Origin of the sequence: Spirosoma montaniterrae (genome assembly GCF_001988955.1) — a bacterium.
Taxonomy (GTDB): Bacteria; Bacteroidota; Bacteroidia; order Cytophagales; family Spirosomataceae; genus Spirosoma; species Spirosoma montaniterrae.
In genome coordinates this window covers 4,629,098-4,645,840 of the sequence record NZ_CP014263.1, presented here as the reverse complement: position 1 = coordinate 4,645,840, position 16,743 = coordinate 4,629,098, and the positions used below count along the sequence as shown (strand labels likewise).

Here is a 16,743-nt window from a genome sequence, read left to right as displayed (position 1 = left end):
TATGCAAACCATATTCCTCATTCTCTATCCCGTCGTAGCGGCATCGCTGATTTTGTTGATTAAGGGCGAGCGTGTGAAACAGGCTGCTTTAGTGGCCGCACTCGTTGAGTTAGTGTATGCTGTAGCCGTGTTTGTTCAATTTAAGCCCGATGCTACCTCTCAGTTTGGCTACGACTACGCCTGGATTAGCTCGTTGGGTATTCGATTGAGTGGCGGCATCGATGGAATCAGTGTGCTGCTGGTTTTGCTGACAGGATTAGTCGTACCCTTAATTGTACTGTCAACCTTCGAGCGGTCGTATTCGCGCCCGGCCCTGTTTTACGCACTCATGCTGTATATGCAGGCCGCGCTAATGGGCGTTTTTACAGCCCGCGACGCGTTTCTGTTCTACTTCTTTTTCGAGGCTGCGCTGATTCCTATTTATTTTCTTGCGGCCATGTGGGGGGGTGAGAATCGCGTGCCGGTTACGTTCAAGTTTTTTATATACACCATTTTCGGTAGCCTGTTCATGCTGGTTGCGCTGGTGTATCTGTATTATCAAACCCCGCTGGTTGATGGGCATCATACAGCGAACATTACTGATTTTTACAGGCTGAAGCTAACGCCTGAAGCACAATCGTGGGTGTTCTGGGCGTTTTTCATTGCATTTGCCATCAAGATGCCCGTGTTCCCATTCCATACGTGGCAACCCGATACATACGTAGAATCGCCAACGCCAGCAACGATGCTACTGGCTGGCGTAATGCTGAAAATGGGCGTATATGGCCTGATTCGGTTTATTTTACCGGTTGTGCCATTGGGTGTAGAAGCCTGGGGCCGCACAGCCATCGTGCTGTCGGTAATCGGCATTGTGTATGGCTCGATCATCGCTATTCGGCAGCGCGACATGAAGCGACTGATTGCCTATTCGTCGTTTTCGCACGTGGGGCTGATGGCGGCTGGCGTCTTTTCGCAAACCGAAACCGGGATGCAAGGGGCATTGATTCAGATGCTCGCTCACGGCGTCAACGTGGTTGGCATGTTCTTCGTAGCCGATGCCATTTTTGCCCGCACCCAAACTCATCAGCTCGATCAGCTTGGCGGCATCACGAAAACAACGCCCAAGCTGACGGTTTTCTTCATGATTATGCTGTTGGGTAGTGTGGCTTTGCCGCTTACCAATGGTTTTGTAGGCGAGTTTCTGCTGCTACACGGTGTATATACCTACAATCACTACATTGGGCTGGCGGCTGGATTTACCATCATTTTCGGGGCGGTATACATGCTCCGTATGTTCCAGAAAAGCATGTTTGGCACACCGTCGTCGCGTACTACGAACTTTGCCGATCTGACGCTGTCGGAAAGCTTAGTGTTTGTGCCGTTAGTGGTAATGGTATTCTGGATGGGCATATATCCGCAAACGTTTTTAAAAGTTACTGAACCCGCCGTTGCCAATCTGATGAAATACATTGGAACTACGGCAGTGTCCCTGAAATAACATCGTACTATGTTACCCATCGTTCTGCTATCGGTTTTAGGTATTGCATTACTCTTTCTGGGCTTTCAGAAGTCAAGAACGCTGTTGCTGCCCGCTGCACTGTTGTCGCTGCTGCTGGCACTGGCCGCTAATTTCTACGACTGGAATAAAGCGTATCTGTATTTCAACGGAATGCTTCGCACCGATAACCTGACAATGGTTTTTACGGCTATTATGCTGGGGTCGGCGTTTTTGGTAGTAGCCTTATCGAGTCGATTTGCAGAAGATGAAGAAGCCCAACCGGCTGAATATTACGCCATTATGCTGTTCTCGCTGGTCGGTGGCATCATGATGGCCGGATTCGAGAACCTGATTATGCTATTTGTAGGCGTCGAAATTCTGTCGGTAGCCATGTATGTGCTAACAGGTAGCGACAAGCGAAATCTGCGCTCCAATGAAGCCGCGTTGAAGTATTTTTTGATGGGCTGCTTTGCCACTGGCATTCTACTTTTCGGCATGGCGCTCATCTACGGCTCCACCGGCTCATTTACGCTGGCCGGTATTGCAGGCTATGCGGCTAATCCGCAAGCGGGCCTGTCGTTGCTGATGTATGTGGGTCTGCTGATGCTGCTGATTGGCCTATTGTTTAAAGTATCGGCGGCCCCGTTCCATTTCTGGACGCCCGATGTTTATGACGGTGCGCCAACCATTTTCACGGCATTTATGTCGACCGTAGTGAAAACGGCTGGTTTTGCGGCACTGTTCAAGCTGTTGTCTGTTTCGTTCAGTCAGGTATATGGTTTCTGGTGGGCTATTCTGGCTGGCATCACGGCCCTGACACTCATTGCCGGTAACATTACGGCGGTATATCAAAATAGCTTTAAGCGGATGATGGCCTATTCGAGCATATCGCATGCGGGCTATTTGCTCATTGGCCTGGCCGCGTTGGGGACTCAGACCAAACAGGCTATCGTGTTCTACTCGCTGGCGTACTCAGTGGCTACAATTTCTGCCTTCGCCGTGCTTTTACTCGTAGCGCAGCAACGCAGTACCCAAACGTTATCGGGCGAAGGCGTTGTGGCCGAAAGTTTCGACTCGTTCAATGGGCTGGCCCGACAGAACCCTTTGCTGGGTTTTGCTATGGCGGTGTCGATGCTATCGCTGGCCGGTATACCGCTGACGGCGGGCTTTTGGGGTAAATTTTATATGTTCTCAACAGCCGCCGAACGAGGGCAAATCTGGCTGCTGGTGGTAGCTGTGCTGATGTCGGCAGTGGGTATCTATTACTACTTCCGTGTTATCATTGCCATGTATTTCCGCGACGGTGCTGTCGAACCAATTCAAGTTTCGCCCGTTTATCGATATGTGCTGGTGATTGCCACCGTAGTAACGTTAGGTTTGGGCGTAATGCCTGGGCTTCTTCAGAACCTGTTCTGATTTGCAACCTGAATAAACGAACCGCTTACTCAGTTAATTAAGCATCTCAGGGACTACCGCATGTTGAATTAACTAATTTTGTCATTGAAACGACTCTAACCATCGTTTCGCAGGGAAGTCCGTGAACGTGAGCAGTATTGAACAGCCCAAATACAGGGAATACAAAAAAAGCTTTTTCTCCTTTTTTCTGACTGCTCTGTTGGGTGCGTCGGTTAATTTTATTTCACAGATTTTTTACCGGCGTGCTGGGGCTGAATTCGGTACAAGCGTTCTTCTGGGCTATCTGACGGCAACAGTGGTTAGCTTCATCCCCACGAAGCGATTCGCCTTCTCGGCGGGTAAAACCGGAAATACGGGTCGGGAAGCCATTAAATTTCTCATCATTGCCTTGATTGCCCTGGCCGTTCAGGTCGGCGTTTCCAAATTAACGCTCGAGTTTGTGGCTAACCCGCTATTTCCAATGCTTAAACCATTCTGGCGTGAGAAAGGCTCACACGTTGTTGGTATGGGGCTTAGCTTTCTCGCCAACTATTTCGGACACAAGCTATTAACGTTTAGAAGTACAGGGATGTATGACAAACTGCGCTCCCGGTCTACCAAGTCCGACGATAATGAGTCTCTGTGATAATTATTCTTGTATAAGTACCAAATAGAATTGTCTTTTTTTAAGGAAGATCCCCTCGGTTCAAAAGCTGAAGCGGTATGCGTTGCATTGTTTTAAAAAAAACTATATTTGCAGCGGAATTATAAAAATACCACCGACAAAGGGCAATGAAAAAAGTATTCGCACTCCTGTTCGTTAGCAGCATGCTAACATTCGCTGCTTGCCAGAGCAAACCAAAAACGGAAGAAGCTGCTGTTGATTCAACGGCTGCTATGGCTACCGACACCACCACGATGGCTGTTGATTCGGCTGCCGTTACGGTGGATTCAGCTGCTACGGCTGTTGCCGACAGCGCGACGAAGTAAGTTGCTTCCCGCTACGATTTTACGAAAAAGCTCTATTTTTATAGGGCTTTTTCCTTTTTATACCGTGGCAGATTCGTTTCAAAAATACTTTCCATCTCGTTCTATTCCTTATTGTCAGCAGCTTTGGCAACAATATGACTTCGTGTTTCGGGTAGTGAAGCCGCGACGGTCACGATTTGGCGATTTCAGGACGCTTCCAACCGGACAAATACAGATTACGGTTAATGCCGATTTAAATCCATATGCCTTTCTGATAACGTACATCCACGAAGTGGCTCATGCCGATGTGTATCGAAATTACCGGCGATTGGGTAGACCGTTGCGTACCAGGCCGCATGGCAACGTTTGGCAGACGGCTTTTCAGCGGCTCATGCAACCGCTGCTGACCGAAGCCGTTTTCCCCGTCTCTATTCTGAATCCGCTGATTCGGTACATGCAAAAACCAGCCGCAACTACGGCGGCTCACCCGGCTCTAATTAGTGCCTTGCGACTGGCAGACCGGCAGCCACTCGTTGAATTAGCTCATAAACAAACCACACTCGGCGATTTGCCCGAAGGCACATCCTTTCAGTTGGCGAAAAAGACGTTTGTGCGCGGTACGATGCGCCGGACCCGCGTCGTTTGTAAAGAAATTGGCTCCGGGCGATCCTACGCTATTCTGGCACATGCGGTGGTTGAGGTTAAAAACTAACGAATGATGAAAAATGGAAAATGGTTGATAGGTGGAAATTACAGTCGGCGACGTCTTAAAGCCGTTGGTATTTCTGTATTTACCATTTTCTACTTTTCTCTCCTCAGCATTCATTCCGCTCTGGCGCAGTCTGTTTTGCGGGAGGGTAGTTGGGTGAAAATTGGCGTGACCGAATCGGGCGTGTACCGGCTCGACCAGGCTACGCTGTCGCGGCTCAACCCCGCCTTTGCCAGTGCCGACCCGCGTCGGCTCCGACTGTATGGCAATGGTGGAGCTACGTTACCGCAGCGTAATAGCACTCCACGTCCTGCTGACTTGCTCGAAAACGCTATTCAGGTTACGGGCGAGGCCGATGGCCGTTTCGATACGGGCGATGCCCTACTGTTTTTTGGACAAAGTCCGGGAACTGTTCGCTACGATTCAACAACCCGGCGGTTCGTACATCAAATCAACCCATATAGTGATACCACCTTTTATTTTCTGACGATTGGCCCGGCACCTGGTTTGCGGATAGCCGAACGGCCTGTCGGTGCGCTGACAGCTACGCCAACTGTTACGACTTTCGACGATTATCAATACCACGAACGCGATTTGGTGAAAGTGCCGGGTGTACGGTCGGGCCGGGCGTGGCTGGGCGAGTACCTGACAACTGATACCACGCTGACCGTGCCGTTCGAGGTGCCCGGTATGGTTGCTAATACGCCTGTTCGGCTAACAGCGTCGGTTGTGGCCGGGGCAACCATACCAACGCTGTTTCGGTTGCAGGTCAATGAACAGTTGATTGGTACAATGCCAATGTCCGCTATTTCGGGATACCAATATGACTATCAGGGGATTACTCGGACTGATACGTTCGTTACAAGGCTGACAACGACGAATAATTTACTTCGATTGACGCTGACGTATCGAAAAAATGGCCTGTTTTCGGCGCAGGGGTATGTAGATTTTCTGGGAATCCAGATTAATCGCGAACTCCGGCAATACGAGCAGCCAGTCTGGCTACGCCGATTAGTTGCCGGGCAGTATGTTATACGGCAGGCTACCAATGCGTTACGTATTTGGAATGTCACAAACCCACTCGTGCCAACGCTACAAAACTATACGCTGTCGGCTACTAACGAAGCGGCTTGGTCGGCTCCACAAAGCGGGGATTATTTCCTGTTTACCGATGCACAGGTCAAAACGCCTGTGTCGCTGGCTGGGCTTCGGAATCAGAATGTTCGCGGTCAGGATGCGCCAAATCTGCTAATCGTTACGCCCGCTGCGTTTCGGGTACAGGCCGAACGGCTGGCCCGCTTCCGGCAGGAACACGATAAATTGTCGGTTTTGGTTGTAACGACCACCGAAGTAGTCAATGAATTTGGCTCCGGTCAGCCCGATCCGACAGCTATTCGCGACGCAGCCCGGTATTTTTATCTGAAACAGCCTGGTCAGTTGCGTTACCTGCTGCTATTTGGCGATGCCACATTCGACTACCGAAATATTGTCAGGCAGAGCAGTCGGACACAGATGACGAATTTTGTGCCTGTCTACGAAAGCCGCGAGTCGTTACATCCTGTGTTAAGTTATTCGTCAGACGATTATTTCGGTTTTATGGACCCGAACGAGGGCGAATGGATTGAGACGTATGCAGGCGATGAACGTATGGATATTGGCGTGGGCCGATTGCCGGTTAAATCGATTGAAGAAGCCCGAACGGTAGTAGATAAACTTATCCGGTATAGTTCGGACCCGGCTTTGGCAGGTGACTGGCAAACGCGCGTTATGCTGATTGGCGACGATGGCGACTATAACATTCACCAGCGCGACGCCGATCAGTTGGCCTCTGCCGTAGAACGTAAAAGCCCCGCCTACCGCACCGAACGCGTTTTTTTAGACAGCTTCCAGCAGGAAAATACGCCGAATGGGCAGAAAGCTCCTTTGGTAAACCAGCGAATAAATCGGGCTATGATCGATGGTCGGCTGATTATCAACTATAGCGGTCATGGCGGCATTCTTGATTTGGCCGATGAACAGATCGTTACGCTACAAGACATTCTTTCCTGGCGAAATCAGCGTTTACCCCTTTGGATTACAGCAACTTGTGAGTTTGGGCGATACGATGATCCGAACGTCAGCTCAGGCGCAGAGTTAGCGTTGTTGAGCCGCACAGGCGGTGCCATTGGGTTATTGACAACCACGCGCCCGGTTTATGCGAATACGAATCTGTTGCTGAACGAAGCCTTCTACGGCGCTGCATTCACGCCTATCGATGGGCAGATGCCGCGATTGGGCGATGTGATGCGACTGACGAAAAATAACAGTTTGAGCGGACCGGTCAATCGAAATTTCGCCTTGCTCGGCGACCCATCCCTGCGGCTGGCTTACCCGCAGGCGCAGGTCGTACTAACCCAAATCGATGGGCGAAACCTCGACCCGGCCCGGCCCGATACGCTGCGGGCTTTACAGACGGTTCAGCTATCGGGCGAAATCCGCCATAGTAATCAACGATTAGCGAATTTCTCGGGTACAGTCAGGCTAACGCTATTCGATAAAGCTACTACACAAAGTACGCTGGGAGCCGATGCTACAAGTCCGAAAATGACGTATATGGCGTTTACGAGTACCGTTTTTTCAGGACAGGTACCCGTGCAGGAAGGGCGTTTCTCGGTGCGGTTTACGTTGCCCAAAGATATTAACTACACAGTTGGCCCCGGCAAACTATATGCCTACGCCGTGCGGTCTGATAGTTTGCTGAATGCGTCAGGAAATTATGACGGGTTGCTGATTGGTGGCAGCATTTTTGCGGATGCAGTTGACAATCAGCCGCCATCCATGACTTTATTAGTAGCGGGTAGTACCGCTGATGGCGAAGCTGTTCGCGTGGCCGGGCCTGACGTAACCATCCGGGTTCAGCTAAGCGACGATAAGGGTATAAATACCGCTCGGTCGGGGTTAGGGCATGAGCTGACAGGGCGGCTGAATGAGCAGATACCGGTTGTTCTGAACGACGCTTACGTAGCGAAAGGCACCGACGGGCGGCAGGGAGAAGCCACTTATACGTTTCGCAATCTGACGCCGGGTATGTATCAACTGCGGGTCAAAGCCTGGGATATTAACAATAATTCAGTCGAGAAGGCGTTGACCATAATAGTTTCTGAACAACCAGGTTTGGCTCTGTTAAATCTACAGGCAAGGCCGAACCCAATCACGAGCGAATCAACGCTGACCGCTGAACTGAATCGGACCGATGAACCGCTCGACTGGACACTTGAGGTTTTTGATGTGATGGGGCGGCTCATAAGTCAGCAGCCGGGCCAATGTACGGGCTGTACGGCTACCATACCGGTAGGAAGCTGGAACGGCCAAACCGACACCGGGCAGGCTGTTCCGAATGGGCAATATCTGATTCGACTACAGATTCGGTCAGCCGCCGACGGAGCTTCGGCAACGGTTAGCAGCCGGGTTCTACTCAGTAAGTAAACCGACAAAAAACGATTGAAACACAGAAACTCGACCCAATTACCCACATAATCCAACCTTTCGTCGTAATTTTGACCGCACACGACTGCCATTCTCACCCCAATCTGTTGCTGTCGTTGACCAACACATTCTTTATGAAGCGCAATTTTTCCCGTGTTCTTCTCGGTGTAATCAGTTTCTTCCCACTCGCCGTTCTCGCACAAAGCACTCCTCCATCCAGTGTGACTGCCCTCAATGGTCAGGCACTCACGCTGCGTGTACCCACTTCGTCGGTGCCCTTTCTGAATTTTACGCCCGATGCGCGTTCGGGGGCACTGGGTGATGCGGGCGTAGCCCTGGGCGATGCCGATGCCAACGCGCTGTTCTGGAACCCATCGAAGTTAGTATTTGCCAAACAGGATAAAGGGTTGGCTATTTCCTATACCCCCTGGCTGCGCGAACTGATCGGTGATATGTATTATACGTATCTGGGAGGGTATACCAAAGTAGGTAAAAACTCGGTTGTAGGTGCATCGATGATGTATTTCGACCTGGGGACGGTCGACTTTACGACCGCAACGGGCGTACAGGCCGGATCGTTCAACTCCCGAGAGTATGCGTTTACCGGCTCGTTTGTGCAACGGTTGTCGCAGAACTTTTCGCTCGGTGTAAACCTCAAGTACCTGAACTCCAATCTGGCATCAGGTTCATCATCGCCCGGTTTGCAGCCCGGTTCGACCGCTGCTGCCGACATTAGCGCGTTCTACCAGAACGAAGTGCGTGATCGCTCAACCGGTCGTGGTTTGGGCTGGGCTTTTGGTGGTATGATTTCTAACCTCGGCGGGCGAATCAACTACGGCGGTATCGACCGGTATTTCATCCCAACCAACCTGCGCCTGGGAACCGCGTTGACCTATTACACCGATCAGTACAACAAATTCAACTTTCTGGTTGACGTGAACAAACTGATGGTGCCTACGCCCAATTTGCAGGTTGTAAATGGACAGTTGACTAATGTGAACAACAATAAAAATTACTTCAGTTCGGTTTTCGGTTCGTTTGCCGATGCGCCGGGCGGATTAAGCGAAGAACTAAAAGAGTTTACCATTTCAACCGGTATCGAATACTGGTATAACGAGCAATTTGCCGCTCGTGTCGGGTACTTCCATGAGTCGGCAGATAAAGGAGGGCGCAAATACCTGACAACGGGCGTTGGCTTGCGGCTTCAGCAGAAATTCGGCGTAGATTTCTCATATCTGCTGCCTGTGCGGCAGGGAAATCCGCTCGCGCAGACATTCCGAATTTCGTTGCTGATTAACCTCAATAGTGCGAACCGTATCTTCAGCGAAGACGACGTCAGCGAAGAATAAATCAATAGGCGAACGAGTGAAAGCGCGAGTGAGTAGAAGCAGTTTACTCGCTCGCGCTTTCACTCGTTCGCTTTTAAAGCACCAATATGATTCTCGACAGAACCCAATCGCCCTCTTTTCAGGCTATTCATGACGTGCGGTTGCCCGCTGTTCAGGCCACCTCACTAACGAATGGCGTTCCTATTCACCGCATTACAGTGGCTCACCAACCGGTGATGCGGCTCGAATGTATATTTGATGCGGGCACATGGTATGAAACAACGCCCGCCAGTGCTTTTTTTGCCGTAAAAATGCTGGCCGAAGGCACCTCAAGCCGGTCATCAGCCCAGATTAGTGAATATTTCGACCGCTACGGCGCATTCTTAGAACTTAACAGCGGCCCCGACCGGGCCAGCCTTGTTGTCTACTGCCTGACCCGCTTTCTGCCAGAAGTACTGCCGATGCTTCGTGAGTTGCTTACCGAACCAACGTTTCCGGAGAAAGAGTTAGACGATCTGCGTAATATCACCTTACAAAACCTGCGAGTCAATTTCGAGAAAAATGCCTATCTGGCCGGGATACTATTCCGTGAAAAACTGTTCGGAACGGCTCATCCTTACGGACGGAGTCAGCAGCCCGAAGCTATCGAAGCCATCAGCCGCACCGATATTGCGGATTTCTACGAGCGCGTTATTCGTAACCGTCCATTCCAGCTTATTTTATCGGGCGATGTCAGCGAAACCGATATTGCGCTAATCGATCAAACGCTTGGTCAATTACCTGTACGCCCGGATGAATTGTCGGGTTTTGCCGGTTCAATGGCGAAAAATGATAAATCGCCCGTGTTGGCTGCGAAGCCGGCAAGCGTACAGTCAACGATTCGGCTGGGGCGTCGGCTCTTTACACGTTCGCATCCCGATTTTTTTAAAATGCTGGTTACTAATGAGTTGTTAGGCGGCTACTTCGGCTCACGGCTGATGAAAAATATTCGGGAAGACAAAGGTTTTACCTACGGTATTTCGTCGAATATGCCCTCGTTTCGGCATGATGGCTATCTGCTGATCGGCACCGACGTGAAAAAAGAGAACACCCAACAAACACTCGATGAGATTCGAAAGGAAATACAGGTTTTACAAACCGAACCCGTAACTGCCGACGAACTGCAAACCGTACAGAATTTCATGGCAGGCGAATTTGTTGGGTCGTTGAACACACCGTTTGAAATTGCCGACCGCTACAAGGTAATCCTCCTCGATGGCCTGCCTACTGATTTTTTGACGACGTACATCAACAACATCCGCGCCGTAACGCCCGATGACATACTACAAGCTGCCAACAAGTATTTGGGTGACGATGAACTGCTTGAAGTGGTGGTAGGAGGGAAGTAAAATGGACAAAAATTGCCCTCGTGCCGAGTGGTTTTTGAGATAAATAAATTGCGAAGTTGCCAAACATAAATTAATTTTACAGTTACATGACTGTGAAATTGAGTAGTGAATCTGCAATACAGTCTCTCTTTTACTGAATACTCCTTCTGATTTCGTTAATGAACGTACTTCTGATTTGCGTAACGGCAGTAGTGGCTTATCTACTTGGGTCAATCCCGACCGCCGTTTGGTATGGACAGGGATTTTTTGGTATCGACATTCGGCAGTATGGTAGCGGCAATGCTGGTGCTACCAACACGTTTCGCACGTTGGGTAAACGCGCTGGCACAGTGGTTATGCTGGTTGATGTGCTGAAGGGTTACACAGCCGCTATTTTATCGACCCTGCTCTGGAACTTTGACGTCATCACGACCAACGAAATTCTAACGTTCAAAATCGTTTTTGGCCTGATTGCTGTTATCGGCCATTTGTATCCAGTCTTTGCCAACTTTAAAGGCGGAAAAGGTGTAGCCTCGCTGTTAGGTATGGTGCTGGCAATTCACCCCGAAGTGGCCGTGCTTTGCATCGCTGTTTTTCTGCTGGTGGTCATTGCCTCACAATACGTTTCGTTAGGGTCGATTATGGCAGCACTCGCCTTTCCGGTGCTGCTGCTGCTGCGCGTTTTCGGCGAAAAAGAACCGCCCCTGCTCATTGCGTTCGGCTTTGTTATTTTTCTGATGGTTGTGCTTACCCACCAGAAAAACATCGGTCGGCTGTTGCGTGGGCAGGAAAGTCGAACGGTGCTGATTCGGCTCCGAAAGAAAAGAAACTGAGCTACAAAATCATATCATAAAGCTCTTTGCCCTGTCGTTGCGCGAAAACTACGTAACTTCGGGGCAACTTTTTTGACCGGGTCAGTCCTCTATGTCAACAACGTATCTTACCGAACATAAGCAGCGGTTTCTCGATGAACTGCTCGACCTGTTACGCATTCCATCGGTATCCGCCGATTCTTCCTTCAAAAACGACGTCCGGCGGGCGGCTGAGTTTGTCCGCGATAAATTGACGGCGGCAGGTTTAGACAATGCTCAACTGTTTGAAACCGCCGGGCATCCCATCGTGTACGCCGAAAAACTAATTGACCCTGCCCGCCCAACGGTCCTGGTCTATGGTCACTACGACGTTCAGCCCGCCGACCCTTACGAACTCTGGCATACTCCCCCGTTTGAGCCAACCATCCGCAACGAGCGCATATACGCACGCGGAGCCTGCGACGACAAGGGGCAGTTTTATATGCACATCAAAGCCCTTGAGATGATGGGCGCAACCGACGGCCTGCCCTGCAATGTGAAGGTGATGATTGAAGGGGAAGAAGAAGTCGGCTCCGACCACCTCGGCACGTTTGTGGCCGAACACCGCGACATGCTACAGGCCGACGTAATTCTGATTTCTGATACGAGCATTATATCGAACGAAACCCCTTCGCTCGAAGCGGGCTTGCGGGGGTTGTCGTATGTGGAAGTGGAAGTGACCGGCCCCAACCGTGATCTGCATTCGGGCGTGTATGGCGGGGGCGTAGCAAACCCGATCAATGTGCTGGCGAAGATGATTGCCAGCCTCCACGACGATCAGGGTCGTATTACTATTCCTGGTTTTTACGACAACGTGATTGACCTGAGCGATGCCGACCGCGCCGAACTGGCAAAAGCTCCGTTCGACCTGGACGAATACAAACGCGACCTCGGCATCAACGATGTAATGGGCGAAGCCGGTTACTCGACCAACGAGCGCACCAGCATCCGGCCCACGCTCGACGCAAACGGCATCTGGGGCGGCTACACGGGCGAAGGAGCCAAGACGGTGCTACCCTCGAAAGCATCGGCCAAAATCAGTATGCGTTTAGTACCTAACCAAACGCCCGATGAAATTACGGAGTTGTTTACCAACCATTTTAAAGCCATTGCTCCGGCGGGCGTATCGGTAGTGGTGAAGCCACATCATGGTGGATTACCCTATGTGACGCCGACCGATTCGGTGGAGTTTGAAGCCGCCAGCCGGGCGTTTGAAGAAGCCTGGGGTAAGAAACCCATTCCAACGCGGGGCGGAGGCAGCATTCCGATTGTGGCTTTGTTTGAGCGTGAGTTAGGTATCAAATCCATTCTGATGGGTTTTGGGTTAGACTCCGACGCGCTGCACTCGCCCAATGAAAGCTACGGCCTGTTCAACTTCTACAAAGGCATCGAAACAATCCCCTATTTTTATAAACATTACGCTGCATTGAAGAAATAGCATTTGGTAAGGGCATAGCCATTGCGGCTGTGCTCTTTGCTGTTTCAGTTATCTGGCTTTTTATGAAACACCCGCTACTAACGTTGCTTCTGCTTGGAATAACCGGCACAACAGCCCTTGCACAACAACCCAAAACTACGGCTCCAGCCGCCCGCACCCTGACCCCCGCCGAGCAGCGGCAGAAAGAAAAAGTAGAACGCGAAGTTCAGCGCGAACGGCAGATCCGGGCCGAGTGGGCGCAGAAACAACGCGAATACGAAGCGCGGCAAGCCGAAAAAGAACGGCAGCGTCAGGCCAAAAGAGCAGGCAAAGAGCCGGAACCACCTAAGCAAACAACCAGCGCACCGCAACCCACCGTGACCCCTGCGCCAACCGCAGTGGAAGCCCCAACTACGGCCAAATCGGCTCCTGCTGAGCCATCGCGTAAAGAAAAACGGGAGAAACGCCGGAAAGAAACGCCCGCTGAACCAGCACCACCGGCCCCTGCTACGCTACCTGTAGTAACAGAACCCGTGAAAACGGCTCCAACACCGGTAGAAGCAGCCCCACCCGCTGTAAAAGCCGAACGCCCAAAGCGCGAAAAAAAGCAACGCCCGGCCAAAACAGTCGATAGCGTGTCGGTAGCCCCTGCCACCGTCGCCAGCGAACCCGCCGTTGTGACTCGCCCGAAACACGAGTTTTTACCGAAAGGTCATCTGTTCGATCCAATTTTGCTCGATCCGCTCGAAGCGCAGACCTACGGCAGTGTTCTACCCGTGTACTACACAGAGGGTCAGAAATATAAAGGCAGCATTGTGCCGTTTGCGTTTGGCTTTGCGAAGCCGTTCTACCGCCGAACTACCGCGCCCGGTCGCTCAGAAGAACTGGTACTCGATCTGGCATCGTTTACGCAGTTTGAAGTCTATTGGGATGCCGACAAAGGGCGGCAGCGTCGGCAGATTATGAACAATGACTATAAAGTCAGCATTATTTATAACGTTCGGCGGGGTATGCACAACTGGCGTTTTCGGGTGTACCACCTGTCGGCACACCTCGGCGATGATTTCATCTACCGCAATCGTATTACGGCTCCTTCGCCCAATCCGGTCAATTACGAAGTACTCGATGCCACCTACTCGCGCATGGTGGGCGATTGGCGTGTCTATGGCGGCTTAGGTATTGGGCTACGCAAACGCGAAGAGCGCGAACGCCTGAGTGCCCAGATTGGTACGTTCTACAGAAAAACGTCGGAGCGGGCGGCCCGGCTGGTTGGCGGAGTCGACGTGAAATTCTGGCAGCAAACCGACTTCCGGCCCGGCATTCACGGCGGTATCGGCGTAGAGGTAGGCCGCACACAAAACAACATCACGTTTTTGCTCGAAGGCTATTCCGGTTTCCGGCCATACAGTCAGTTTGAGCAGCAGCAAACCTCGTGGATTGGGGTAGGGGTGTATTTGAATCCGTTTTGATTGGTAATGCCGCAACGCCCACCACAGGCGTTGCGGCATTGTTTGAGTGTCGTTTAGAAGCGGTAGCTAACCTGTGCGCCTAAAGCGGTGAGCGTACCTATGAGCGCGCTATAACCATATCGGTTCGTTACGTCGCCGATGATACCTGCTCGTATGCCAAGTTCTACTCTTGGAGCTACTTTATAATCAACGCCACTACCGATGTTTATACTTATGCCCGCTTCGTTGGTATATGTCCTGTCAAATGTAACATACTGAACCTGAGAGCCATTGACATGCCCTGTTAAGTCTCTCACGGCACCGTTTCGTTGATACCATATAGATGGCCCTGCGCCAATTTTAAATGTAAGTCGCTTACTTTTTAAGAGACCGTAGAAGATGGTGAAGTCAGCCGAAACACGTTGAGCGTGATCGCCTTTGAAAAAATATGAATATGGTTCAAACTGCTGAAGAGAGTAATAGTTGATGTAACTTATTCCGCTCTCTACATTCCACCTATCCGTCCACACTTGTTTCGAGTAGATTAGGGAATATCTTACTCCGGTGAACTTTCCATTCTTATCCTGACTATCGTTTATCAGGTCTCCTGCTACGCGGATGGATTTATTGAAAAGCCCAGTCTGGGCACTCGCTGGTCCGACTAACCAGCAATAGAAAATTACGAAAAGTATTTTTTTCATGTCTTGAGTAAAATCGAAGTAAATATAACCCCTCACACCAAATCAATAATCAATCACAACCGCAGTCGCAAGAGAGCCGGGCCGGGCCGGGTGTCAGGCGGTGAAAGGTGCTTGTTTTACTAAGTGGGGGTTGGTAGGAAACCAACAGCGTTCCGTCGGGCAGTAGCTGACGGTTAACGGTAAAACTGGCAGAGGAAATAGGGCGTGGCAAAGCGGACTGAAGTTGTACCTTTGCGTTTTAGAATAATCTATGAATTTGTCTGCTCTTACGGCCATTTCGCCCGTCGATGGCCGCTATCGTCGTCAGGTTGAGGCATTGGCTCCCTACTTTTCCGAATTCGGCCTGATTCGCTACCGGGTTCGTATCGAAATCGAGTATTTCATCGCGCTCTGCGAGTGGCCCGTACCACAATTGGCGGGCGTTGAGTCGGCGCGGTTTCCGGCTTTGCGGGCATTGTACGGGCAATTCTCTGAAGCCGACGCGCTGCGGATCAAAGAAATCGAGAAAACGACCAATCACGACGTTAAGGCCGTTGAGTATTTTATCAAAGAAAAGCTGAACGGATCGCCGGTTGAGCCATTTCTGGAGTTTATTCATTTCGGCCTAACATCGCAGGATGTCAACAACACGGCCATTCCGTTGTCTCTGCGCGAAGCGATGGACGTTGAAATTGTGCCATTGTACCGGCAGGTGCAGGTGCGTTTGCAACAACTGGCCGAACAGTGGGCAAACGTATCTATGCTGGCCCGGACACACGGCCAACCGGCATCGCCCACGCGCTTGGGCAAAGAGATTCAGGTGTTTGTAGAGCGTATCGAAAAGCAGCTATTGCTGTTAGACGCCGTGCCAACGGCAGCAAAATTTGGTGGGGCAACGGGCAATTTCAATGCCCACGCCGTGGCTTATCCGAACGAAGACTGGAAAAAATTTGGTGACAACTTCGTGCAACGTCTCGGCATGGTACGGAGTCAGTTCACCACCCAGATTGAGCATTATGACATGCTGGCAGCCACGCTCGACGCCTTCAAACGGCTAAACACCATTCTGATTGACTTCGACCGCGACGTGTGGACGTATGTGTCGATGAATTATTTCAAGCAGAAACTGAAAGCGGGCGAAGTAGGTTCGTCGGCCATGCCGCACAAAGTGAACCCTATTGATTTCGAGAATTCGGAAGGTAACCTCGGCATTGCCAACGCGCTGTTCGAGCATTTATCAGCTAAACTACCTATTTCACGGCTCCAGCGCGACCTGACCGACTCAACCGTTTTACGCAGTCTCGGCGTACCGTTTGCGCATTCGGTTATTGCTCTGAAGTCGTTGCTGAAAGGCATAGATAAGCTTGAGCTGAACGAGGCCGCTATTCGTGCCGATCTCGAAGACAACTGGGCGGTTGTGGCCGAGGGAATCCAGACCATTCTCCGGCGCGAAGGCTATCCACAGCCTTACGAAGCCCTGAAAGCTTTGACCCGCACCAACGAAAAAATCACCGAGCAAACCATCCAAACCTTTATCGACGGGTTAGACGTGTCTGATTCGGTGAAGCAGGAATTGCGGGCCATTACGCCGTTTAGTTATACAGGTGTATGATGTGAAGCCGAATCTCCAACTTCGG

General features: G+C 51.0%; 13 protein-coding genes. 12 read left to right on the top strand and 1 reads right to left on the bottom strand.

Translation table 11 applies throughout. From position 1 onward, the window contains the following. Position 1 precedes the first annotated feature (1 nt). The 11 genes from AWR27_RS19960 (at position 2) to AWR27_RS19910 (ending at position 14,447) form a co-directional block, all read left to right on the top strand. Positions 2-1,477: a complex I subunit 4 family protein gene (locus tag AWR27_RS19960; RefSeq protein WP_077132819.1), complete on the top strand. Its 1,476-nt coding sequence runs from the start codon at positions 2-4 to the stop codon at positions 1,475-1,477. A 9-nt stretch (positions 1,478-1,486) separates the two neighbouring features. Continuing rightward, positions 1,487-2,893 (top strand): NADH-quinone oxidoreductase subunit N, encoded by a 1,407-nt coding sequence (locus tag AWR27_RS19955; protein ID WP_077132818.1) that lies wholly within the window; start codon positions 1,487-1,489, stop codon positions 2,891-2,893. A 121-nt stretch (positions 2,894-3,014) separates the two neighbouring features. Beyond that, positions 3,015-3,518 (top strand): GtrA family protein, encoded by a 504-nt coding sequence (locus AWR27_RS19950; RefSeq protein WP_077132817.1) that lies wholly within the window; start codon positions 3,015-3,017, stop codon positions 3,516-3,518. 146 nt (positions 3,519-3,664) lie between these two features. Next, complete coding sequence (locus tag AWR27_RS19945) at positions 3,665-3,862, top strand: PG1828 family lipoprotein (RefSeq protein WP_077132816.1); 198 nt, start codon at positions 3,665-3,667, stop codon at positions 3,860-3,862. Between the two features lie 64 nt (positions 3,863-3,926). Continuing rightward, positions 3,927-4,553, top strand: a complete 627-nt coding sequence (locus AWR27_RS19940) for a sprT domain-containing protein (protein ID WP_077134102.1) — start codon at positions 3,927-3,929, stop codon at positions 4,551-4,553. Between the two features lie 3 nt (positions 4,554-4,556). Next, entirely contained in the window at positions 4,557-8,015 is a 3,459-nt protein-coding gene (porU, locus tag AWR27_RS19935) for a type IX secretion system sortase PorU (protein WP_232325880.1), read from the top strand. Between the two features lie 134 nt (positions 8,016-8,149). Continuing rightward, positions 8,150-9,364: a type IX secretion system outer membrane channel protein PorV gene (gene porV / locus AWR27_RS19930; RefSeq protein ID WP_077132815.1), complete on the top strand. Its 1,215-nt coding sequence runs from the start codon at positions 8,150-8,152 to the stop codon at positions 9,362-9,364. A gap of 86 nt (positions 9,365-9,450) precedes the next feature. Beyond that, on the top strand, positions 9,451-10,731 hold the full coding sequence (locus AWR27_RS19925) for a M16 family metallopeptidase (RefSeq protein WP_077132814.1): 1,281 nt from the start codon (positions 9,451-9,453) through the stop codon (positions 10,729-10,731). A gap of 158 nt (positions 10,732-10,889) precedes the next feature. Then, positions 10,890-11,543: a glycerol-3-phosphate 1-O-acyltransferase PlsY gene (gene plsY / locus AWR27_RS19920; protein WP_077132813.1), complete on the top strand. Its 654-nt coding sequence runs from the start codon at positions 10,890-10,892 to the stop codon at positions 11,541-11,543. A gap of 91 nt (positions 11,544-11,634) precedes the next feature. Next, positions 11,635-12,999 carry a dipeptidase gene (locus AWR27_RS19915; protein ID WP_077132812.1) on the top strand — a complete coding sequence of 455 codons (1,365 nt, stop codon included), beginning with the start codon at positions 11,635-11,637 and terminating at the stop codon, positions 12,997-12,999. Positions 13,000-13,061: 62 nt separating this feature from the next. Then, entirely contained in the window at positions 13,062-14,447 is a 1,386-nt protein-coding gene (locus AWR27_RS19910) for a DUF1207 domain-containing protein (protein WP_077134100.1), read from the top strand. A 53-nt stretch (positions 14,448-14,500) separates the two neighbouring features. Here AWR27_RS19910 and AWR27_RS25405 read toward each other — a convergent pair whose 3' ends face one another. Next, entirely contained in the window at positions 14,501-14,743 is a 243-nt protein-coding gene (locus tag AWR27_RS25405) for a hypothetical protein (RefSeq protein WP_157579276.1), read from the bottom strand. Between the two features lie 634 nt (positions 14,744-15,377). Here AWR27_RS25405 and purB point away from each other — a divergent pair. After that, the gene (purB, locus tag AWR27_RS19900; RefSeq protein WP_077132810.1) at positions 15,378-16,718 is read left to right on the top strand and encodes an adenylosuccinate lyase; all 1,341 of its coding nucleotides are present in this window, start codon (positions 15,378-15,380) and stop codon (positions 16,716-16,718) included. Positions 16,719-16,743: the final 25 nt, after the last annotated feature.